This is a genomic window from Streptomyces sp. NBC_00090, assembly GCF_045160815.1.
In the GTDB taxonomy this organism is placed as follows: domain Bacteria; phylum Actinomycetota; class Actinomycetes; order Streptomycetales; family Streptomycetaceae; genus Streptomyces.
Window position 1 is genome coordinate 1,057,775 of record NZ_CP108224.1, and the last position, 24,359, is coordinate 1,082,133.

The following is a 24,359-nucleotide window of genomic DNA, read 5'->3' on the forward strand; positions in this document are numbered from 1 at the left end:
TCGTATACAACTCCGTATACAAGCGGAATCATAGCCTCACGTGGTGAAGATTTCACCAATCATTGAGAACGGGGCCGATATTAGGACGAGCACCTAGGCTCGTCAAATCGCGTCCAAAACAGCCGCCACCCCCGCACCGACCTGCGCCTTTCATGACCGCGCGACGGGGCAACCTCCCCGCGATGAACAGTCGTCGGTGGCGCATCACACACCATTCACTTATTGAAGGGTGTAACAATTCAACGGCAGAAATTCCCTTTCGTCCGGGCCTCACCCCCGGCGTCCCGGTATTCTCCCGTCGTTTCCCACGCGGACACCGAAGGGTCGGCACTCGGACCGCCCGGAGCGCTCGGACCGCTCGGCGCAATCAGCGCTCCGCCCGGTCGCGGACCCTCGCCAGCAGCCCCCGTACCGCCTTCGTGTGCGCGCCCGACTCGATGACCAGCTGCCGGTACACGAAGCCGAACGGCCCCGGGAACACCGCGTACGTACCCGCCACCAGCACCGTCCCCGAACCGTCCGGCTCCGGCTCCAGCGCGACGATCAGCGTGTACCGCGAGAGGAAATGGCGTCCCGTGAGGACGGCCCGGACGCCCGGTACGGACTCCACGACACGCATCCCGGGCAGCGTCGAGCCCAGCTCCAACGGCGGTCCCGAAGCGGCTGCCGGCTCGGCGCGCACCAGTCGGGCGTACGCCTCACTGCGTCCGCCCCGCTTCCGTCCGACCACCTCGGTCAGCGTCCGCCACACCTGTGCGGCATCCGCGGCCACCAGCACCCGGTGCTCGTCCACGAACGGCAGCCCCGTCAGCGGGTCCCGCCCGCCGGGCACGGACGGCCGGCCCCCGGCCCGCCCCTGCTCCCCCGCCCCGCTCACAGCGCCACCTTCCCGGCAACGACCTGCGCCCACTCGCGGTACCCCTGGGCGGAAGGGTGGAACCGGTCCCGGGCGAAGAAGTCCGGACCCATCGGCAGGACGTTCGCGGACGGGATCCACGTCACCCCCTGGACCTCCGAGCAGACCCGCTGCGCGACCTCGTCCAGCACCGCCGCCCGCTCCCCCAGGTAGCGGCCCAGCGTTTTCGGGATGGAGGGGAACTCTCCGAACGGCGGTATCCCCGTCACCAGGACCTGGTCCGCCCGCTGCGCGAGCTCGCCGACCACCGCCGCCAGATCATCGCCCCAGTCCTGCGAACTGCGCCGGGTCAGTACGTCGTTGACCCCCGCCAGCAGCGCCGCCACGTGGAGGCCGGTGTCCAGCTCGGGCACCAGTCGGTACCGGATACGCCGCGCCGTGGCCCCGTACCGGCCGAAAACCGACCAGTCCACGGGGCGCCCGGTGCGCGCACTGAGCTCCCGCGCGAACTGACCGGTGAATCCGTCCTCGTGCCGCTCCACTCCGCAGCCCGCCGCCGTCGATTCGCCGACCACCGCTATCCGCAGCGGTCCGGCACCGGCCGCCGCGTCGGCCGCCGCGCCCGCCGTTCCGCCGGCCGTACCGGAGTCGGGCCCGCCCGCAGGTGGCAGGGTCTCGGTGGACAGGCGCACGTACACCGCTTGTGCGGCGACGACGGGGATCAGCAGGGGGTTCATGAACGGGTCTCCCTAAGAGTGAGAGAGGTCGGGGTCCTCGCGGAATCCGGCACGGCCGTCCCAACCGTCCCAGCGGGGCACGACAGTAACCGACTGAGCGGGCAACAAGAAACCGGGCCACGAGCCTGGTTCCGCTCCCTCCTCAGCCTGGACAGTTTCGGACAGGCCACCAGGTCTTGAGGCCTACGTGGCGATACTACGGCCCGTTCCGGTCACGGAACTTGGCAGCTTTCCGCCGCTACTCGCCGGTTGCCTTCCGCCCCCGCCTAGCCTCCCCCCACGACGACCGGCGAAAGCTGAGCAACAACGGGGGAAGTGCATATGACGGGCGCAGATCGGCACCGGATAGCGATCGTGGGGATCGCCTCCCGGCTGCCCAACGCATCGGGACCAGAGGAGTTCTGGCGCCTGCTGGCCGAAGGCCGCGACGCCATCCGCGACCGCGCTCCCGAGCGCCCCTTCGGCCCCGCCCGGGGAGGATTCGTCGACGGCGTCGAGGAGTTCGACGCCGAGTTCTTCCGCATGTCCCCCAAGGAAGCCGCGGAGACCGATCCGCAGCAGCGTCTCGCCCTCGAACTCGCATGGCAGGGGCTGGAGGACGCGCGAATCGTCCCCGGTCCGTCCGAGACCGCGGGCCGGGAGGACCTCGAGACCCGGGAGGAAGCCAAGACCCGAGAGGAAGCCGAGCACCGGGCCGGACGGATCGGCGTCTTCCTCGGCGTCATGGCCGCCGACTACGCGGACCTCGTGGCCCGGGGCGACAGTCGCGACATCAGCCGCCACACCCTCACGGGCACCGGCCGCGCCATGATCGCCAACCGGATCTCGCACACGCTGGGCCTGCACGGACCCAGCATGACCGTGGACACCGGCCAGTCCTCCTCGCTCGTCGCCGTCCACCTGGCGTGCGAGAGCCTCCGTCGCGGCGAGGCGGACACCGCTCTCGCGGGTGGCGTCCACCTGATCGTCAGCCCGCTCAGCACCGCGGTGGTCGAGGCGGCCGGCGCCCTCTCGCCCGACGCCACCAGCTACGTCTTCGACGAGCGCGCCAACGGTTACGTACGCGGTGAAGGCGGCGGCCTGGTCGTCCTCAAGCCGTACGACCGGGCGGTCGCCGACGGCGACCGCGTGTACGCGGTCATCGAGGGCAGCGCCCTGGGCACCGGCACCGGCGAGGGCGGCCTCACCGTCCCCAGCGCCGCCGCCCAGGCCCGTACGGCCGGCGAGGCCCTGGCCCGCGCGGGTCTGGACGCGACCCAGGTCCAGTACGTCGAACTGCACGGCACCGGCACCCGCGTCGGCGACCCGATCGAGGCGGCGGCCCTGGGCGAGGCCTACGCGCAGGCCGCAGAGCGTACGGCCCCGCTGGTGGTCGGCTCCGTGAAGACCAACATCGGCCACCTGGAAGGCGCGGCGGGCATCGCCGGACTGATCAAGACCGCGCTGTGCGTGCACCACCGGACCCTGGTCCCGAGCCTGAACCACGTCCGTCCCAACCCCGACATCCCCCTGGACGACCTGGGGCTCCGGGTCGCCACGGCCACCGAGCCCTGGCCCGCCACCAAAACCCCGCAGATCGCCGCGGGCGTCACCTCGCTGGGCATCGGCGGCACCTGCTGCCACGTGGTCCTGACCGGTGTCCCCGATGATGTCGGGGGTACGGAACGCCACCGCGGGGAACTCCCGGCGGTTCCGGGTGTTCCGGCGGTTCCGGCGGTTCCGGCGGTGGTTCCGGCTGTTCCGGTGGTGGTGTCGGCGAAGTCCGTACCCGCGCTGCGTGCGCAGGCGGAGCGGCTGCGGGCGCACCTGAGCACCCGAGCTGAGTCCGGGCTGCTGGACACCGCGTACTCCGCGGCCACCACCCGCGCCCAGCTGGAACACCGCGGTGTCGTCGTGGCGGGTGACCGGGAGCAGCTGCTTGCCGGGCTTGCGGCTCTGGCCGCCGGGGAGCCCGGCCCGGGGGTGTCCCAGGGCCGTCCGGTGGGTGGCAAGACTGCCTTCCTGTTCACCGGGCAGGGTGCGCAGCGCGCGGGTATGGGTCTGGAACTGGCCGCCGCCTACCCCGTGTTCGCCACTGCCCTGGATGAGGTGTGCGCGGAGCTCGATCCGCTCCTGGATCGTCCCCTGCGTGAACTCCTCGCCGCCCCAGACACGACCCTGAACGCCACCGAGTACACCCAGACCTCCCTCTTCGCCATCGAGGTCGCCCTGTACCGGCTGGTCGAATCCCTCGGCATCCGCGCCGACTACTTGATCGGCCACTCCGTCGGCGAGATCGCCGCCGCACACGTCGCAGGAGTCCTCTCCCTCACCGACGCCTGCACCCTCGTCGCCGCCCGCGGCCGCCTCATGGGCAACCTGCCCGACGGCGGCGGCATGGCCGCCATCCAGGCCGACGAATCCGAAGTCACCGAAGCACTGGCCGGATACGAGGGCCGCCTGGAGATCGCAGCCGTCAACGGACCACGCTCCATCGTCGTCTCCGGCGACCTCGACGCCCTCGACACCTGGCTCCCCCACTGGGACAAGCTCGGCCGCAAAACGACCCGCCTGCGGGTCAGTCATGCCTTCCATTCCCCGCGTATGGAACCCATGCTCGCCGAGTTCCAGAAGGTCGCCGAAGGCCTGACCTTCCACCCGCCGCGCACCGCCGTCGTCTCCAACGTCACCGGCGACCTCGTCACCGACGAGCTGACCGACCCCGGGTACTGGGTCCAGCACGTCCGCAACGCAGTCCGCTTCCACGACGGCATCCGCACCCTCCACCACCAAGGCGTCACCCGCTACCTCGAACTCGGCCCGGACGCCATCCTCACCGCACTCACCCGCCACATCCTCGAAGACGAAGACAACCTCGTCCTCAGCCCCGCTCTCCGTGCCCGCCAGTCCGAGGCCGGTACCTTCGCCGCCTTCCTCGGCCACGCCCACACCGCCGGCATCCCCATCAACTGGCACACCTACTACGCCAACACCGGCGCCCACCCCATCGACCTCCCCACCTACGCCTTCCAGCGCGACCGGTTCCGCCTCGCGCGCACCTCCGGTGCCGGCGACCTGACGGCCGCCGGGCTCGGGCAGGTGGACCACCCGGTGCTCGCCGCCTGCACTCAGGTCGGCGACCGTGACGAGTGGCTGTTCACCGGCCGCATCTCCGGAGAAACGTTGCCCTGGCTGGCGGATCACGTGATCGTCGGCGAGTCGCTCGTTCCGGGTGCCGCGCTCCTGGAACTGGTCCTCGCTGCGGGCCGCGAGGCAGGCTCCCCCACCGTTGAGGAGCTGGTGCTCCAGGCCCCGCTGACGCTGCCCGCCGACGCGTCGGGCACCCAGGTGCAGGTCACGCTCGGCGCTCCCGACGAGGACGGGCGGCGCGAGGCCGCCGTCTACAGCGGTTCCCGGTCAGAGACCGTGTGCCACGCCCGGGGAGTCCTCGCCGTCCCGGCGGTGTCGGGCCAGGACTGGGACGCGGTCGAGTGGCCCCCCGCGGGCACCGAGCCGATCACGGTCACGGATCTGTACGAGAGCCTCGGTGACGCCGGATACGAGTACGGTCCGGTCTTCCAGGGAGTACGCGCCGCTTGGCGTGACGAGCGGTACGTCTACACCGAGATCGCGCTCCCCGAGGACGCGGCGGACACGCGCTTCGTGATGCACCCGGCTCTCCTCGACGCGGCCCTCCACGGCCGGCCCGCCAAGCATCGTTCCGGCATCGCTGCGCCCGAAATTCCCTCCACCTGGTGCGGATTCACCGTCCGAGCCGGTTCCGCGGCACCCGCCCGGGTCCGGATCGAGGCACAGGCCGAGTCCATCCTGCGGATCGACCTCGCGGACACGAACGGGCACGCGTGCGCCACCGCACACAGCGTGGTACTCAAGGCTGCCCCGCGCCGACCGGCGACGGATGCCCTGTACCGGGTGGAGTGGGTTCCCGCCGCCACAACACCCGTTGCCGCGGCCCCGGTTCGGGTCGAACTCCTCGGCCACACCTACGCGGACCTGGCCGCCCTGGCCACGGCGGTGACCTCCGGCCTCGATCTGCCCGAGTTGGTCGTGGCCGAGGTGGTGCCGCAGTGCACTCCCCACGAGACGACCCTGTGGGCCCTCGCCCTGCTCCAGGAGTGGCTGGCGACCGACGCCTTCGCCGACGCCCGCCTGATCATCGCCACCCGCAACGGCATCGCCACATCCGAGGGCGAAGCCCCCGAACTCGCACAGGCCCCCATCTGGGGACTCGTCCGCAGCGCCCAGTCCGAACACCCCGACCGCATCCTCCTCATAGACCTCGAAGACAACACCGACACCACCACCCCCGACTGGGCCGCACTCGCCGGCCTGGACGAGCCTCAGCTCGCCGTCCGTGGCGAGGAGGTCCGCGTACCGCGTCTCGGCCGGGCGCAAGCCCCGGCCACCGGTGCGGTGACCCGGTCCCTGGACCCGGAGGGCACGGTCCTGATCACCGGTGGTACGGGTGGTCTGGGCGCACTGTTCGCCAAGCACTACGTGGAGGCGTACGGAGCCCGACACCTCCTGCTGGTGAGCCGCCGCGGCACCACCGCCGAAGGCGTCACCGAACTCGTCACGGAACTGACCGAGCTGGGCGCCAAGGTCGACGTCGCCGCCTGCGACGTCAGCGACCGGGACGCACTGGCACGGATCATCGGCTCCCTGGAGCGTCCGCTCACCGCCGTCGTCCACGCCGCCGGAATCCTCGACGACGCCACCATCGAAACCCTCACCCCCGCCCACATCGAACGAGTCCTCGCACCCAAGATCGACGCCGCCCTGCACCTGCACGAGCTGACGGCCGGTCTGGAACTCTCCTCCTTCATCCTGTTCTCCTCTGTGGCCGCCCTCATCGGCAGCCCCGGCCAGGGCAACTACGCCGCCGCCAACGCCACCCTCGACGCCCTCGCCGCCCGGCGCCGGGCAACCGGACTCCCCGCCACCTCCCTCGCCTGGGGCCTGTGGGCCGAAGCCGGCGGCATGGGCGGAACCCTCGACGAGACAGAACTGGCCCGACTCGAACGCGCCGGTATGAGCGGCCTCTCCGCCGAACAAGGCCTCGAGCTCTACGACGCCGCACTCCGTCACGACTCCGCACTCCTGGTACCCGTACGCCTCGAACAGCCGGCCCTGCGCGACCAGGCCCGCTCCGGCCTGCTCCCCGCACTCCTGCGCGGACTCGTCCGCACACCCGCACGCCGCACCCAGCCCGCCGGCGGCTCCCTCGCCCAGCGCCTCGCCGAGACGGCAGAGGCCGACCGTCCGCGTCTGGTCCTGGAGCTTGTACGGGCCCAGGCCGCCGCCGCACTCGGCCACGCCTCAGCGGACACGGTCGATCCCGGCCGGGCCTTCAAGGACCTGGGCCTCGACTCGCTCGGCGCCGTGGAGCTCCGTAACCGCCTCACCCAGGCCAGCGGCGTACGTCTGCCCTCCACCCTCGTCTTCGACCACCCGACCCCCCAGGCGGTGGCCGAGTTCCTGCTCGCCGAGGCCGGCGGAGCGGACCCGGGCAGAACCCGTCCGGCGGCCCGTGCCGCCCGCAAGCCCGTCGACGACGAGCCGCTCGCCATCGTCGGCATGAGCTGCCGCTACCCGGGCGGGGTCACCTCGCCCGAGGAACTGTGGCAACTCCTCGCCGAAGGCCGCGACGCCATCACCCCGCTCCCGGACGACCGCGGCTGGGGCGAGGGTCTGTACGACGCAGACCCCGAGAAGGCCGGAAGGATCTACACCCGGGGCGGCGGATTCCTCGACGGCGTGGGCGAGTTCGATGCCGGGTTCTTCGGCATCAGCCCCCGCGAGGCCCTGGCGATGGACCCGCAGCAACGGCTGATGCTGGAAGCCGCCTGGGAGGCCTTCGAGGCCTCGGGCATCGACCCGGTCAGCCTGCGCGGCAGCGAGACCGGCGTGTTCTGCGGCGTGATGGCCATGGGCGACTACGGCGGCGGTGCCGGAGCCTCGCAGCCCGAGGTGGAGGGCTTCCGCCTCGCGGGCAGCACCACGAGCGTGCTGTCGGGCCGGGTGTCGTACGCCTTGGGCCTGGAGGGTCCGGCCGTGTCCATCGACACCGCCTGCTCCTCCTCGCTCGTCGCCCTGCACCTGGCGGCGCAATCCCTGCGCTCGGGCGAATGCTCCCTCGCCCTGGCCGGCGGTGTCACGATCATGTCCGGCCCGTTCCTGCTCACCGAGTTCAGCCGCCAGCAGGGTCTGGCAGAGGACGGGCGCTGCAAGCCGTACTCCGCAGCCGCCGACGGCACCTCCTTCTCGGACGGCCTGGGCCTGCTGGTTCTGGAACGCCTCTCGGACGCCCGCCGCAACGGCCACCGCGTCCTCGGTGTCCTGCGCGGCAGCGCCGTCAACCAGGACGGCGCCTCCAACGGACTGACCGCCCCCAACGGCCCTTCGCAAGAGCGGGTCATCCGCCAGGCCCTCGCCAACGCCCGGCTCGCCGCGGGCGATGTGGACGCGGTGGAGGGTCACGGTACGGGCACGCGGCTCGGCGACCCGATCGAGGCGCAGGCACTGCTGGCCACGTACGGCCAGGAGCGCGAGAACGGACCGCTCCGCCTGGGCTCCATCAAGTCCAACATCGGCCACACGGCCGCGGCCGCAGGCGTGGCGGGCGTCATCAAGATGCTCAAGGCGATGCAGTACGCCACGCTGCCGGGCACCCTGCACCTCGACGCTCCCTCTCCGCACGTGGATTGGTCGACGGGCGAGGTACGTCTGCTGGCCGAGGCCGAGCCGTGGCCTGCGGCCGAGGGCCGTCCGCGCCGCGCGGGCGTTTCCTCCTTCGGCATCAGTGGAACGAACGCACACGTGATCATCGAGGAGGCCCCGGCCGTCCTCGCGAAGACCACGGAACCCACCGGTGAGGAACTCCCCGCTGTTCCGGTGGTGGTGTCGGCGAAGTCCGTACCCGCGCTGCGTGCGCAGGCGGAGCGGCTGCGGGCGCACCTGAGCACCCGGCCTGAGTCCGGGCTGCTGGACACCGCGTACTCCGCGGCCACCACCCGCGCCCAACTTGAACACCGCGGTGTCGTCGTCGCCGGCGACCGCGAGGAGCTGCTCGCCGGGCTCGCGGCTCTGGCCGCCGGTGAGCCCGGTCCGGGGGTCTCTCAGGGCCGTCCGGTGGGTGGCAAGACCGCGTTCCTGTTCACCGGGCAGGGTGCCCAGCGTGCGGGTATGGGTCTGGAACTGGCCGCCGCCTACCCCGTGTTCGCTGCCGCGCTCGATGAGGTGTGCGCGGAGCTCGATCCGCTGCTCGGCCGTTCCCTGCGTGAACTCCTCGCCGCCCCAGACGCGACCCTGAACGCCACCGAGTACACCCAGACCTCGCTCTTCGCCATCGAGGTCGCCCTGTACCGGCTGGTCGAATCCCTCGGCATCCGCGCCGACTACCTCATCGGCCACTCCGTCGGAGAGATCGCCGCCGCACACGTCGCAGGAGTCCTCTCCCTCCCCGACGCCTGCACCCTCGTCGCCGCCCGCGGCCGCCTCATGGGCAACCTGCCCGACGGCGGCGGCATGGCCGCCATCCAGGCCGAGGAATCCGAAGTCACCGAAGCACTGGCCGGGTACGAAGGCCGCCTGGAGATCGCAGCCGTCAACGGACCGCGCTCCATCGTCGTCTCCGGCGACCTCGACGCCCTCGACACCTGGCTCCCCCACTGGGACAAGCTCGGCCGCAAAACCACCCGCCTGCGGGTCAGCCACGCCTTCCACTCCCCCCGCATGGAACCCATGCTCGCCGAGTTCCGGAAGATTGCCGAAAGCCTCACCTTCCACCCGCCGCGCACCGCCGTCGTCTCCAACGTCACCGGCGACCTCGTCACCGACGAACTGACCGACCCCGGCTACTGGGTCCAGCACGTCCGCAGTGCCGTCCGATTCCACGACGGCATCCGCACCCTCCACCACCAAGGCGTCACCCGCTACCTCGAACTCGGCCCCGACGCCATCCTCACCGCACTCACCCGCCACATCCTCGAAGACGAAGACGGGATCGTCCTCACCCCCGCTCTCCGTGCCCGCCAGTCCGAGGCCGGCGCCTTCGCCGCCTTCCTCGGCCACGCCCACACCGCCGGCATCCCCATCAACTGGAACACCTACTACGCCAACACCGGCGCCACACGCATCGACCTCCCCACCTACGCCTTCCAGCACGAGCACTACTGGCTCGGCTCCGGCAGTGAAACGGGCGACGTCACCTCAGCGGGACTCGACTCGTTCGGGCACCCGGTACTGGCTGCCGCCGTACAAGTGGGTACCGCGGACAGCTGGCTGTTCTCCGGGCGCATCTCCCGCGAGACCCAGCCCTGGGTCGAAGACCACGTCGTCCTCGGCACACTGATCGTCCCCGGCGCCGCCCTCGTGGAACTCGCACTCTCCGCCGGCCGCCACACCGGCACACCCGTCCTCGAAGAACTCGTACTCGAAGCCCCCCTCGTCCTGGACACCGACTCCACCCGCCAACTCCAGGTCACTGTCGGAGAACCAGAGGAAGACGGACACCGCCAGGTCGACCTCTACTCCCGCTCCGGCACCGAGGCCGTGTGCCACGCACGCGGCCGACTCGCCCCCGAAACCACCACACCCGTACAGGGACTACCCACCGCCTGGCCGCCCACCGGAGCGACCCCGATCTCCGTGGACACCCTGTACACGGAACTCGCCGACGCCGGATACGAATACGGCCCCCTCTTCCAAGGCGTACAGACCGCCTGGCGCACCGACGACGCCGTCCACGCAGAGATCGCCCTCCCCGAGGGAACCCCTGTCGACGGCTTCGCCATCCACCCGGCACTGCTGGACGCCGCCCTGCACGGCGGCCTCGAATGGCTGAACAGCGGGCCCGGCAACACCACAACCGCCCTGCCCTTCGCCTGGACAGGCGTCAACCTGCCCCGGACAGCGGGGACCCGGATCCGGGTGCGGATCACCCGCGCAGGCGACGACGCCCTGCGCATCGACCTCGCCGACACCGACGGCACGCCCGTGGCAACCGTCGACACCCTCACCTTCCGGCCCGTGGCACGCGCCCAACTCGGTGCGGCGGCCGGTCGTGACGCCGGGCACGAGTCGCTGTTCCAGGTGGAGTGGGTCCCCGTGGTCCTGCCAGAGGCGGGAGCGCCGTTGCGGGTCGAGCGGATCGGTGGGGACGCGTACGCGGATCTCGCGGCACTCGCCGATGCGGTGGCGCACGGGGTTCCGGTGCCGGAGCTCGTCGTCGCCGAAGGCGTACGCTCCGCTTCGGCTCAGGAGACCACCGAGCATGCGCTCGCTCTGCTCCAGGAGTGGCTGGCGGCCGACGTCTTCACCAACGCCCGCCTGATCATCGCCACCCGCAACGGCATCGCCACAGCCGAAGGCGAAGCCCCCGAACTCACACAGGCCCCCATCTGGGGACTCGTCCGCAGCGCCCAGTCCGAACACCCCGACCGCATCCTCCTCATCGACCTCGAACACGACACCGACACCACCACCCCCGACTGGGCCGCACTCGCCGGCCTCGACGAACCCCAACTCGCCCTGCGAGCCGGAGGAATTCTGGCTCCTCGCCTGAGCCGGGCGGCCCTCGCCGGGACTCCGGCGGACGCGGCCTGGCGCCTCGGGGTGGCGGAGAAGGGCTCGCTCGAGGGGCTGGCCCTCGTGCCTTCGGGGGCAGACCGGCCGCTGGACGCCCACGAGGTGCGGGTCGGAGTGCGGGCCGCGGGCCTGAACTTCCGCGACGTACTGATCGCGCTGGGCATGTACCCCGGTGAGGCCCCGCTCGGCAGCGAGGCCGCCGGCGTGATCCTCGAGGTCGGCTCCGGAGTCACGGACCTGGCACCGGGCGACCGCGTGATGGGCCTGATCCTGGACTCCTTCGGACCGATGGCCATCGCCGACCGGCGTCTGGTGGCGCCGATCCCCGCAGGGTTCACCTTCGCCCAGGCGGCCGCGGTGCCCCTCGTGTACCTGACCGCGTACTACGGTCTGGTCGACCTCGCCGGCCTGCGCGCCGGCGAACGCCTCCTGGTCCACGCGGCCGCGGGCGGCGTCGGCATGGCCGCCGTACAACTCGCCCACCACTTCGGCGCCGAAGTCTTCGCCACCGCCTCCACCCCCAAATGGGACGCCGTCCGCGCCCTCGGCATCACCGACGACCACATCGCCAACTCCCGCGACCTCACCTTCCGCGAACACATCCTCAACACCACCAACGGCAACGGAGTCGACGTCGTACTCGACGCACTCGCAGGCGAATTCGTCGACGCGACCCTCGACCTCCTCCCCCACGGCGGCCGCTTCATCGAAATGGGCAAAGCCGACATCCGCGACCCCGAAGTCATCGCCAAACAATGGCCCGGAGTCCACTACCGCTCCTACGACCTCTTCGAAGCAGGCCCCGACCGCATCCAGGAAATGCTCCAAGAGATCGTCACCCTCTTCGAACAAGGCACCCTCACCCACGCACCCCTGCGCACCTGGGACGTCCGACGCGGACAAGAAGCCTTCCGCCACCTCCGCGAAGGCCGCAACACCGGCAAAATCGTCCTCACCGTCCCCACCCCCTTCAACCCCGACGGCACCGTCCTCATCACCGGCGGCACGGGTGGTCTGGGCGCACTGTTCGCCAAGCACTACGCACAGACCTACGGAGCCAAGCACCTCCTGCTCCTCAGCCGCCGCGGCACCGCCGCCCAAGGCGCACCCGAACTCGCCGCAGAACTGACCGAGCTCGGCGCACACGTCGACATCGCCGCCTGCGACGTCACCAACCGCGAGGAACTCGCCCACCTCATCGGCGCACTCGAACACCCCCTGACCGCCGTGATCCACGCCGCTGGCATCGTGTCCGACAGCACCATCGAGGCCCTGACCCCGGATCAGATCGAGCGCGTCATGCGCCCGAAGCTGGACGCGGCCCTGTATCTGGACGAGCTGACGGCGGACAGCGAACTCTCCTCGTTCCTGCTGTTCTCCTCCGTGGCCGCCCTCATCGGCAGCCCCGGCCAGGGCAACTACGCCGCCGCCAACGCCACCCTCGACGCCCTCGCCGCCCGGCGCCGGGCAGCCGGACTCCCCGCCACCTCCCTCGCCTGGGGCCTCTGGGCCGAGGAGCGCAGCATGGCCAGGCTGCTGGACGAGAGCAGCGTGGCACGCTGGGCACGCATGGGCGTCGGGGCCATCCCCAACGACCTCGGCCTGGAACTCTTCGACCGCGCCGGGCAGGTGGACGGCGCCCTGGCGGTACCCGTACTCCTCGACCAGGCCGCGTTGCGCGCCCAGTCCCGGGCCGGCCTGCTGCCGGCCTTGATGCGGGGCCTCGTACGGGCCCCCGCCCGCCGCGAGCAGACAACGGGCGGCGGCACCCTCGCCCAGCGGGTGGCGGCGGCGCCCGAGGCGGACCGGCCGGGGATCGTCCTGGAGCTGGTGCAGGCACAGGTCGCGGCCGTGCTCGGACACTCCTCACCGCAGGCGGTCGACCCGGAACGGGCCTTCAAGGAACTCGGGTTCGACTCCCTCGCCGGTGTCGAACTGCGCAACCGCCTCACCCAGGCCGGCGGCGTACGGCTCCCCTCGACCCTGGTGTTCGACCACCCGACCTCCGGGGCCGTGGCGGCATACATCCTCACCGGCCTCGGAGAACCCGCGGCGCAGCGGAGCCTCTCCCCGTTCGAGGAGGAGCTGCAGAAGGTCGAGGCCCTGCTCAACCAACTGGCCGGAGACAGCGCGCAACTGGCCGAACTGGAGCCACGGCTCCGCGCCTTCAACAACCGGCTGTGGTCCGTCCTCGGCGGATCCGCAAGCCACCGCGACGAAGCGGAGCAGGACCTCGTCGACGACCTCGACGACGTGTCCGACGAAGAAATGTTCGACTTGATCGACAAGGAGCTCGGAACGTGACCCAGGGTACGGCTGACCAGCAGAGCAGCCGCTCGATGAGCGACGAGCAGAAGCTCCGCATGTACCTCAAGAAGGTCACCGGAGAGCTGCGCACCGCCAACCGCCGCGTCCGCGAGCTGGAGCAGCGCGACATCGAGCCGCTGGCCATCGTGGGCATGAGCTGCCGCTACCCGGGCGGGGTCACCTCGCCCGAGGAGCTGTGGCAGCTCGTCGCCGAGGGCCGCGACGCGGTCTCGGCGCTGCCCGGAGACCGCGGCTGGGAGCAGGGCATCTACGACCCCGACCCCGAGCGGATCGGCAAGATCTCCGCGAGCGGCGGCGGGTTCGTCGCCTCGGCGGGCGACTTCGACGCGGGCTTCTTCGGGATCAGCCCGCGCGAGGCCCTCGCCATCGACCCGCAGCAGCGCCTCACCCTCGAGGCCGCATGGGAGGCCCTGGAGGACGCGGGGATCGACCCCACCTCCCTGCGCGGTTCGAACACCGGTGTCTTCTGCGGCGCCCTGGCCTCCGACTACGGCGGCCAGATGCCGCCCGAGCTGGAGGGCTTCCGCCTGACGGGCACCACCACCAGCGTGCTGTCGGGCCGCGTCGCCTACACCCTGGGCCTGGAGGGCCCGGCCGTGTCCATCGACACCGCCTGCTCCTCCTCGCTCGTCGCCCTGCACATCGCCTCCCAGGCGCTGCGCTCCGGCGAATGCTCCCTGGCCCTCGCCGGCGGCGTCACGATCATGGCGGGACCCTTCCTGCTCACCGAGTTCAGCCGCCAGCGCGGACTCGCCGCCGACGGACGCTGCAAGTCGTACGCGGAGGGCGCGGACGGTACGGGCTTCTCCGACGGCCTCGGCCTGCTCGTCCTGGAGCGCCTGTCCGACGCCCAGCGCAACGGCCGTCGCATCCTCGGCGTCATCCGCGGCAGCGCCATCAACCAGGACGGCGCCTCCAACGGACTCACCGCGCCCAACGGCCCCGCCCAGGAACGCGTCATCCGCCAGGCCCTCGCCAACGCCGGACTCACCCCCAGCGACGTCGACGCGGTGGAGGGTCACGGCACGGGCACCCGCCTGGGCGACCCGATCGAGGCGCAGGCACTGCTCGCGACCTACGGCCAGGAGCGCGAGAACGGACCGCTCCGCCTGGGCTCCATCAAGTCCAACATCGGCCACACCTCCGCCGCCGCGGGCGTCGCGGGCATCATCAAGATGCTCAAGGCCATGCAGTACGAGACCCTGCCCGCCTCCCTGCACCTGGACGAGCCCTCCCCGCACATCGACTGGACCGCGGGTGACGTGCGCCTGCTGGCCGAGGCCGAGCCGTGGCCCGCCGCCGATGGCCGCCCGCGCCGCGCGGCCGTCTCCTCCTTCGGCATCAGTGGCACCAACGCCCACCTGATCATCGAGGAGCCCCCGACCGCGACCGCGGCCACGGAGCCGGAGACGGAGACGGAGGCGGCAGACGGGCCGGGAGCTCCTGTACGGACCCTGCCCGCCGTTCCCGTGGTGGTGTCGGCCAAGTCCGTACAGGCCCTCCGCGCCCAGGCCGAGCGCCTGGCCGCCCACGTGGCGGAGCAGTTGGAAGCCGGGCTGCTGGATGTCGGATACTCCGCGGCCACCACCCGCGCGCAGCTGGAGCACCGTGGTGTCGTCGTGGCGGGTGACCGGGAGCAGTTGCTTGCCGGGCTTGCGGCTCTGGCCGCCGGTGAGCCGGGACCGGGGGTGTTCCAGGGCCGTCCGGTGGGTGGCAAGACCGCGTTCCTGTTCACCGGACAGGGTGCCCAGCGCGCGGGCATGGGCCTGGAACTGGCCGCTGCCTACCCGGTGTTCGCTGCCGCGCTCGACGAGGTGTGCGCGGAGCTTGATCCGCTGCTGGATCGTCCGCTGCGTGAACTCCTCGCCGCCCCAGACACGACCCTGAACGCCACCGAGTACACCCAGACCTCCCTCTTCGCCATCGAGGTCGCCCTCTTCCGGCTGGTCGAATCCCTCGGCATCCGCGCCGACTACCTCATCGGCCACTCCGTCGGCGAGATCGCCGCCGCACACGTCGCAGGAGTCCTCTCCCTCAACCACGCCTGCACCCTCGTCGCCGCCCGCGGCCGCCTCATGGGCAACCTGCCCGACGGCGGCGGCATGGCCGCCATCCAGGCCACCGAATCCGAGGTCACCGAAGCACTGGCCGGATACGAAGGCCGCCTGGAGATCGCAGCCGTCAACGGACCGCGCTCCATCGTCGTCTCCGGCGACCTCGACGCCCTCGACACCTGGCTCCCCCACTGGGACAAGCTCGGCCGCAAAACCACCCGCCTGCGGGTCAGTCACGCCTTCCACTCCCCGCGCATGGAACCCATGCTCGCCGAGTTCCAGAAGATTGCCGAAAGCCTCACGTTCCACCCGCCGCGCACCGCCGTCGTCTCCAACGTCACCGGCGACCTCGTCACCGACGAACTGACCGACCCCGGGTACTGGGTCCAGCACGTCCGCAGTGCCGTCCGATTCCACGACGGCATCCGCACCCTCCACCACCAAGGCGTCACCCGCTACCTCGAACTCGGCCCCGACGCCATCCTCACCGCACTCACCCGCCACATCCTCGAAGACGAAGACAACCTCGTCCTCAGCCCGGCCCTGCGTTCCCGCCAGCCCGAGACCGACACCTTCGCCGCCTTCCTCGGACACGCCCACACCGCCGGCATCCCCATCAACTGGAACACCTACTACGCCAACACCGGCGCCACACGCATCACTCTCCCCACCTATGCCTTCCAGCGCGACCGGTACTGGGTGGCCTCCGGTGGCGGTTCCGGTGATCTGAGTGCCGCTGGTCTCGGCCGGTTCGGGCACCCGGTGCTGGCTGCTGCCGTGCAGGTGGGTACCGCGGACAGCTGGCTGTTCTCCGGGCGCATCTCCCGCGAGACCCAGCCCTGGATCGAAGACCACGTCGTCCTCGGCACACTGATCGTCCCCGGCGCCGCCCTCGTGGAACTCGCACTCTCCGCCGGCCGCCACACCGGCACACCCGTCCTCGAAGAACTCGTACTCGAAGCCCCCCTCGTCCTGGACACCGACTCCACCCGCCAACTCCAGGTCACTGTCGGAGAACCAGAGGACGACGGACACCGCCAGGTCGACCTCTACTCCCGCTCCGGCACCGAAGCCGTATGCCACGCACGCGGCCGACTCGCCCCCGAAACCACCACACCCGTACAGGGACTACCCACCGCCTGGCCGCCCACCGGAGCGACCCCGATCTCCGTGGACACCCTCTACACGGAACTCGCCGACGCCGGATACGAATACGGCCCCCTCTTCCAAGGCGTACAGACCGCCTGGCGCACCGACGACGCCGTCCACGCAGAGATCGCCCTCCCCGAGGGAACCCCTGTCGACGGCTTCGCCATCCACCCGGCACTGCTGGACGCCGCCCTGCACGGCGGCCTCGAATGGCTTGACGGCGGTTCGGGCAACACCACAACCGCCCTGCCCTTCGCCTGGTCGGGTGTCAGCCTGACGGGGACTGCGGGGACCCGGATCCGGGTGCGGATCGCCCCCGTGGGCGAGAACGCCCTGCGGATCGACCTCGCCGACGCCGACGGCGCACCCGTGGCAAGCGTGGACACCCTCACCTTCCGCGCCGTCGACGCGGCGCGGCTGGAGCAGTCCGGCCCGGCCGCTTCCGAGCCCCTCTACCAGGTGAACTGGGTTCCGGCTCCGGCCGCCGATGCCGCTGGACCGCTGCGCACGGTGGTTCTGGGCGAGGAGTACGCGGACCTGGCCGAGCTGGTCGCGGCCGTCGCCGCCGGTGCCGAGGTACCCGAGGCGGTCGTCGTCCCGGCCGAGGCCACGTCCTCGGTCCGTGAGACGACCCTGTGGGCCCTCGCCCTGCTCCAGGAGTGGCTGGCGACCGACGCCTTCGCGGATGCCCGCCTGATCATCACCACCCGCAACGGCATCGCCACAGCCGAGGGCGAAGCCCCCGAACTCACACAGGCCCCCATCTGGGGACTCGTCCGCAGCGCCCAGTCCGAACACCCCGACCGCATCCTCCTCATCGACCTCGAACACGACACCGACACCACCACCCCCGACTGGGCCGCACTCGCCGGCCTCGACGAACCCCAACTCGCCCTGCGCGGCGGCCACACCCTCGCCCCCCGCGTCGCCGCGGCCGAGACCACGGTGGCGACCGAACCGCGTGCGCTCGACGTGAACGGGACCGTGCTCATCACCGGTGGTACGGGTGGTCTGGGCGCACTGTTCGCCAAGCACTACATACAGGCCTACGGAGCCAAGCACCTCCTGCTCCTCAGCCGCCGCGGCACCACCGCCGAAGGCGTCACCGAACTCGTCACGGAACTGACCGAGCTCGGCGCACACGTCGACGTCGCCGCCTGCGACGTCACCGACCGGGACGCACTGGCACGGATCATCGGCTCCCTGGAGCGTCCACTCACCGCCGTCGTCCACGCCGCCGGAATCCTCGACGACGCCACCATCGAAACCCTCACCCCCGCCCACATCGAACGAGTCCTCGCACCCAAGGTCGACGCCGCCCTGCACCTCGCCGAACTCACCGCCGACCTCGACCTGTCCTCCTTCGTCCTCTTCTCCTCCGTAGCCGCCCTCATCGGCACCCCCGGCCAGGGCAACTACGCCGCCGCCAACGCCACCCTCGACGCCCTCGCCGCCCGGCGCCGGGCAGCCGGACTCCCCGCCACCTCCCTCGCCTGGGGTCTCTGGGCCGAAGCCGGCGGCATGGGCGGAACCCTCGGTGAGGCAGAGCTCGCCCTCCTCGCCCGCATGGGCATCAGCGCCCTGCCCGCCGAGCTCGGGCTCCGCCTCTTCGACCAGGCGCAGCAGACGGGTGCCGCCCTGCTGGCACCCGTACTGTTCGACCAGTCGGCGCTGCGCGCCCAGGCCCGCTCCGGCCTGCTCCCCGCGCTCCTGCGCGGACTCGTACGCATACCCGCACGCCGCACCCAGCCCGCCGGCGGCTCCCTCGCCCAGCGTGTGGAGGCGGCCTCCGAGGCCGACCGCCCGCAGATCGTCCTGGATCTCGTGCAGGCGCAGGTCGCGGCCGTACTCGGCCACGCCTCGCCGCAGGGCATCGATCCGGAACGGGCCTTCAGGGAGCTCGGGTTCGATTCACTCGGTGCCGTCGAGCTGCGCAACCGCCTCACCCAGGCCAGCGGTGTACGCCTGCCCTCCACCCTCATCTTCGACCACCCCACCCCGGCCGCCGTGGCCCTGCTCCTGCTCACGCAGGTCGCAGGAACGGAGTCGGCCCGCAAGCCCGTCGTGCAGGCGGCGCAGACCGGGGCCGAGGACGAAGAGCCGTACGCCATCGTCGGCATGGGCTGCCGCTACCCGGGCGGGGTCACCTCGCCCGAAGAGCTGTGGAAGTTCGTGTCCGAGGGGCGGGTCGGGATCTCCGAGTTCCCGCAGGACCGCGGCTGGAACCTCGACGGTCTCTTCCACGAGGACCCCGACCACGCCGGCACCTCGTACACCCGCGAAGGCGGATTCGTGCACAGCGCCGGTGAGTTCGACGCCGGGTTCTTCGGCATCGGGCCCCGCGAGGCCATCGCCATCGACCCGCAGCAGCGTCTCCTCCTCGAGACGGCCTGGGAGGCCTTCGAGGATGCCGGCATCGACATCACGGGGCTGCGCGGCAGTGACACCGGCGTCTTCTGTGGGGTGATGTACCAGGACTACGGCTTCGTCGCCCAGCAGAGCGACCGGCGCGCGGAGATCGAGGGGTACATGACCATCGCCTCCGCGGGCAGCGTCGCCTCCGGACGGCTCAGCTACACCTTCGGCTTCGAAGGCCCGGCGGTCACCGTCGACACGGCTTGCTCCTCGTCGCTCGTCGCCGTGGACATGGCCATCAAGTCCCTGCGGGCCAAGGAGTGTTCACTCGCACTGGTCGGCGGTGTCACCGTCCTGGCCAGGCCGAACGTGTTCGTCGAGTTCAGCCGCCAGCGCGGGCTGTCCCCGGACGGACTGTGCAAGGCCTACGCGGCCGGAGCCGACGGCGTCGGCTGGGCCGAGGGCGCCGGACTGCTCGTCCTGGAACGCCTGTCCGACGCTCAGCGCAACGGCCACCGGGTCCTCGGCGTCATCCGCGGCAGCGCGGTCAACCAGGACGGCGCCTCCAACGGGCTCACCGCGCCCAACGGCCCTTCGCAGGAACGCGTCATCCGCCAGGCCCTCGCCAATGCGCGTGTGACGGCCGCCGAGGTCGATGTCGTCGAGGGTCACGGCACGGGTACCCCGCTCGGGGACCCGATCGAGGCGCAGGCACTGCTCGCGACCTACGGCCAGGAGCGCGAGAACGGACCGCTCCGCCTGGGCTCCATCAAGTCCAACATCGGCCACACCCAGGCCGCGGCGGGCGTCGCCGGCATCATCAAAATGGTCAAGGCCATGGAGCACGAAACGCTCCCCGCCACCCTCCACGTCGACGCACCCTCCCCGCACATCGACTGGACCGCCGGCGACGTACGACTCCTCACCCAGGCCGAACCCTGGCCCGCCACCGAAGACCACCCCCGCCGCGCAGGCATCTCCTCCTTCGGGATCAGCGGGACGAACGCCCACGTGATCCTGGAGGAAGCGCCGGGCGCGACGGGCGGTACCGCTGTCGCGGTGCGGGGCCCGGGTGTGTTCCCGGTGGTCGTGTCGGCGAAGAGCGAGCGGGCTCTGCGTGAGCAGGCCGGGCGCCTGGGTGCGCATGTACTGGCAGACCCGGAGCTCGATCTGCGGGATGTGGCGCTGTCGTCGGTAGCGACTCGCGCCCAGCTGGAGCACCGTGGTGTCGTCGTGGCGGGTGACCGGGAGCAGCTGCTTGCCGGGCTCGCCGGTCTGGCCGCCGGTGAGCCCGGCCCGGGGGTGTCCCAGGGCCGTCCGGTGGGTGGCAAGACCGCGTTCCTGTTCACCGGACAGGGTGCCCAGCGCGCGGGTATGGGTCTGGAACTGGCCGCTGCCTACCCGGTGTTCGCTGCCGCGCTGGACGAGGTGTGCGCGGAGCTCGATCCGCTCCTGGATCGTCCGCTGCGTGAACTCCTCGCCGCCCCAGACACGACCCTGAACGCCACCGAGTACACCCAGACCTCCCTCTTCGCCATCGAGGTCGCCCTCTTCCGGCTGGTCGAATCCCTCGGCATCCGTGCCGACTACCTCATCGGCCACTCCGTCGGCGAGATCGCCGCCGCACACGTCGCAGGAGTCCTCTCCCTCAACCACGCCTGCACCCTCGTCACCGCCCGCGGCCGCCTCATGGGCAACCTGCCCGACGGCGGCGGCATGGCCGCCATCCAGGCCGACGAATCCGAAGTCACCGAAGCACTGGCCGGATACGAGGGCCGCCTGGAGATCGCAGCCGTCAACGGACCACGCTCCATCGTCGTCTCCGGCGACCTCGACGCCCTCGACACCTGGCTCCCCCACTGGGACAAGCTCGGCCGCAAAACGACCCGCCTGCGGGTCAGTCATGCCTTCCATTCCCCGCGTATGGAACCCATGCTCGCCGAGTTCCAGAAGATTGCCGAAGGCCTGACCTTCCACCCGCCGCGCACCGCCGTCGTCTCCAACGTCACCGGCGACCTCGTCACCGACGAGCTGACCGACCCCGGGTACTGGGTCCAGCACGTCCGCAACGCAGTCCGCTTCCACGACGGCATCCGCACCCTCCACCACCAAGGCGTCACCCGCTACCTCGAACTCGGCCCGGACGCCATCCTCACCGCACTCACCCGCCACATCCTCGAAGACGAAGACGAAAGCAACCTCGTCCTCACCCCGGCCCTGCGCGCCCGCCAGCCCGAGACCGACACCTTCGCCACCTTCCTCGGACACGCCCACACCGCCGGCATCCCCATCAACTGGAACACCTACTACGCCAACACCGGCGCCCGCCACATCAGCCTCCCCACCTACGCCTTCCAGCACGAGCACTACTGGCTCAGCCCCGCTCCCGTCACCGGCGACGCCGCCGGGGCCGGGCTCGACCGGCTCGGGCACCCGCTGCTCGCCGCCGCCGTCAAGGTCGGCGACCGCGACGAGTGGCTGTTCACCGGCCGCATCTCGGCCGGCAGCCAGCCCTGGGTCCTGGACCACGGGGTGTTCGGCACCGTCCTGCTGCCGGGTGCGGCCCTCGTCGAGCTGGCGCTCGCCGCGGGACGCCGGGCCGGGACGCCCGTACTCGACGAACTGGTCCTCGAGGCGCCGTTCGTGCTGCACGGCACGGCGGCCGCGCAGCTCCAGGTGACGGTGGGGAACCCCGACGAGGACGGTGTCCGCGAGGTGGCCGTCTACTCCCGTCCCGAGGCCGACACCGCGGGCGCGGGCGACGGCGACCCGGACGAGGACGCCGGCCGTGAGGCCGTCTGCCACGCCCGGGGCACCCTGGCTCCGGCCACGGGGCTGCCGGAGGTCTCGTCCCTGCCGTCGGCCTGGCCCCCGGCGGGGGCCGAGCAGGCACCGGCCGGTGCGCTGTACGCGCGCCTCGCCGAGGCCGGGTACGACTACGGTCCGGCCTTCCAGGGCGTGCGGAACGTGTGGCGTACCGATGGGGTCCTCTATGCCGAGGTCGCCCTGCCGGAGGAGCACGCGGACGGCGCCGAGGGATTCGGTCTGCATCCGGCGCTGCTCGATGCCGCCCTGCACGGCGGGTTCGACCTGCTGAAGCGGGAGGGCGAAGACTCCGCCACCCGTCTGCCCTTCTCCTGGTCGGGTGTACGGATCGGACGCACCGGTGCCTCTGGGCTCCGGGTCCGCGTCGGCCTCGCCGGCGACTCGGACCTGCGGATCGACATCGCGGACGAGCACGGCGCGCACGTCCTGACCGTGGAACGGCTCGCCCTGCGCGCCGTGGAGCAGGCCCAGCTGGAGGCGCGGAGCCGGACCGGCGTCAGTTCGCTCTACCAGGTGGACTGGGTGCCGGTGGCTCTGCGCGGGACCGCGGCCCCGCTGCGGGTCGAGGTCCTCGGGGAGAAGTACGCCGACCTGGCCGCGCTCGAGCAGGCCCTCGCCGAAGGTGTGGGTGCTCCGGACCTCGTGGTCGCCCATGCCGCTCCGGCCGCCGCCGTCGCAACCGGCACCGCCGTGGCAACCGGCACCGCCGTCGCCGCCGTTCACGAGAACGCCGAGCACGCGCTCGGTCTCGTACAGCAGGTGCTGTCCAGTGCCTGGCTGGGCGAGGAGACCCGGCTGCTCGTGGTCACCCGGCAGGCCGTCGCGGCCGTCCGGGGAGAGGACGTGCGGCCCTCCGAGGCCCCGGCCTGGGGTCTGGTCCACAGCGCCCAGTCGGAGCATCCCGACCGCTTCCTGCTCGTGGACGCCGAGGAGTCCGGCACGACCGCCGGGGTCGCGGGCGTCGACTGGGCCGCGCTGGCGGGTCTGGACGAGCCCCAGCTCGCGGTGCGCGGCGGGCGGGTGTTCGCACCCCGCCTGGCCCGGGCCGAGCTCGCGGAGCCGAGCGGGCCGTCCGCTCCGGACCCGGAGGGCACGGTCCTGATCACCGGCGGCACCGGCGGCCTCGGCGCCCTGTTCGCCCGGCACCTGGCCGGTACCCACGGGGCGAAGCGGCTGCTGCTGGTCAGCCGGCGCGGTCCGGCCGCGCCGGGGGTGGACGAGCTGGTCGCGGACCTGGCCGGGCTCGGCGCCGAGGCCAGGGCGGTGGCCTGTGATGTCACCGACCGCGGTGAACTCGCCGCGCTGCTGGGCGCGCTGGAGCACCCGTTGACCGCCGTCGTGCACTCTGCCGGAGTCCTCGACGACGGCACCGTAGAATCGCTGACGCCGGAACGCCTCCAGCGGGTGCTGCGGCCCAAGGTGGACGCGGCCCTGCACCTGCACGAGCTGACGGCCGGTCTGGAACTCTCCTCCTTCGTCCTGTTCTCCTCGGTGGCCGCCCTCATCGGCAGTCCCGGCCAGGGCAACTACGCCGCCGCCAACGCCACCCTCGACGCCCTCGCCGCCCACCGCCGCGCCCTCGGCCTGCCCGCCACCTCCCTCGCGTGGGGTCTGTGGGGCGAGACCGGCCACGCCGGGCTCGCGGGCACGGCGGGGTCCCAGGGTTCGGCGGACGCCGCGGGCACGCCCGGTGATGCGGCCGGTATGGGGAGCGGCCTCGACGAGGCCGAGCTGGCCCGTCTCGCCCGTATGGGCATCGGGGCCCTCCCGGCCGCGACCGGCCTGGAGCTGTTCGATCACGCGCTGACGCAGGACACGGCTCTCCTCGTGCCCGTCCGGCTCGACCAGCCCGGGCTGCGCGCCCAGGCCGGCGCGGGCACGCTGCCGACGCTGTTCCACGGACTGGTACGGATGCCCGTACGGCCTGCCGACACGGCGGCCGGTGGCACTCTGGCCGAACAGCTGGCCGCGGTCGGCGGGGCCGAGCGGGAGCGGGTGGTACTGCGGCTGGTGCAGGCGCAGGTGGCGGCCGTTCTCGGCCACGCCTCCGCCGAGGCGGTCGAACCCGAACGCGCCTTCAAGGAGCTGGGCTTCGACTCGCTGGGCGCCGTCGAGCTCCGCAACCGGCTCAGCCGGGCCAGTGGTGTGCGGCTGCCTTCGACGCTGGTCTTCGACCACCCGTCGCCGGGTGCCGTGGCGAAGTACCTGCTCGCCGAGGCCGTCGGCGGGGCCGCCGAGGAACCTGCCGTCGACCGGGAGCTCGAGAAGCTCGAGGGCATGGTCGCCGACCTCGCCGCCGGGGACCGGCAGCGCGTCGCGGACCGGCTGCGCGGCCTGCTCGCCACCCTCACGGAAAGCAAGCAGGACATGAGCGAGCTGATCGGGGCGGCCACCACCGCGGACGAGATGTTCCAGCTCCTCGACGCCGAATTCGGCGAGGTGTGACGCGTGACACCGGGATCTGAC

General features: G+C 71.7%; 4 protein-coding genes. 2 read left to right on the top strand and 2 right to left on the bottom strand.

The genetic code is table 11. The features are described 5' to 3' along the window. Positions 1-367 precede the first annotated feature (367 nt). Both OG361_RS04745 and OG361_RS04750 read right to left on the bottom strand, forming a co-directional pair. Positions 368-877 (bottom strand): hypothetical protein, encoded by a 510-nt coding sequence (locus tag OG361_RS04745; protein WP_405851998.1) that lies wholly within the window; start codon positions 875-877, stop codon positions 368-370. Further along, positions 874-1,593: an SGNH/GDSL hydrolase family protein gene (locus OG361_RS04750; RefSeq protein WP_405851999.1), complete on the bottom strand. Its 720-nt coding sequence runs from the start codon at positions 1,591-1,593 to the stop codon at positions 874-876. Before OG361_RS04750 ends, OG361_RS04745 begins: the two co-directional genes overlap by 4 nt. Before the next feature lie 321 nt (positions 1,594-1,914). On the opposite strand from OG361_RS04750, the gene OG361_RS04755 reads away from it, so the two are divergent. Together OG361_RS04755 and OG361_RS04760 are read left to right on the top strand one after the other, a co-directional pair. Continuing rightward, a complete protein-coding gene (locus tag OG361_RS04755) occupies positions 1,915-13,485 on the top strand; it encodes an SDR family NAD(P)-dependent oxidoreductase (RefSeq protein ID WP_405852000.1) in 11,571 nt (3,856 codons plus the stop codon). Next, positions 13,482-24,338 (top strand): SDR family NAD(P)-dependent oxidoreductase, encoded by a 10,857-nt coding sequence (locus OG361_RS04760; protein ID WP_405852001.1) that lies wholly within the window; start codon positions 13,482-13,484, stop codon positions 24,336-24,338. The genes OG361_RS04755 and OG361_RS04760 overlap by 4 nt, the downstream gene beginning before the upstream one ends. Positions 24,339-24,359 lie beyond the last annotated feature (21 nt).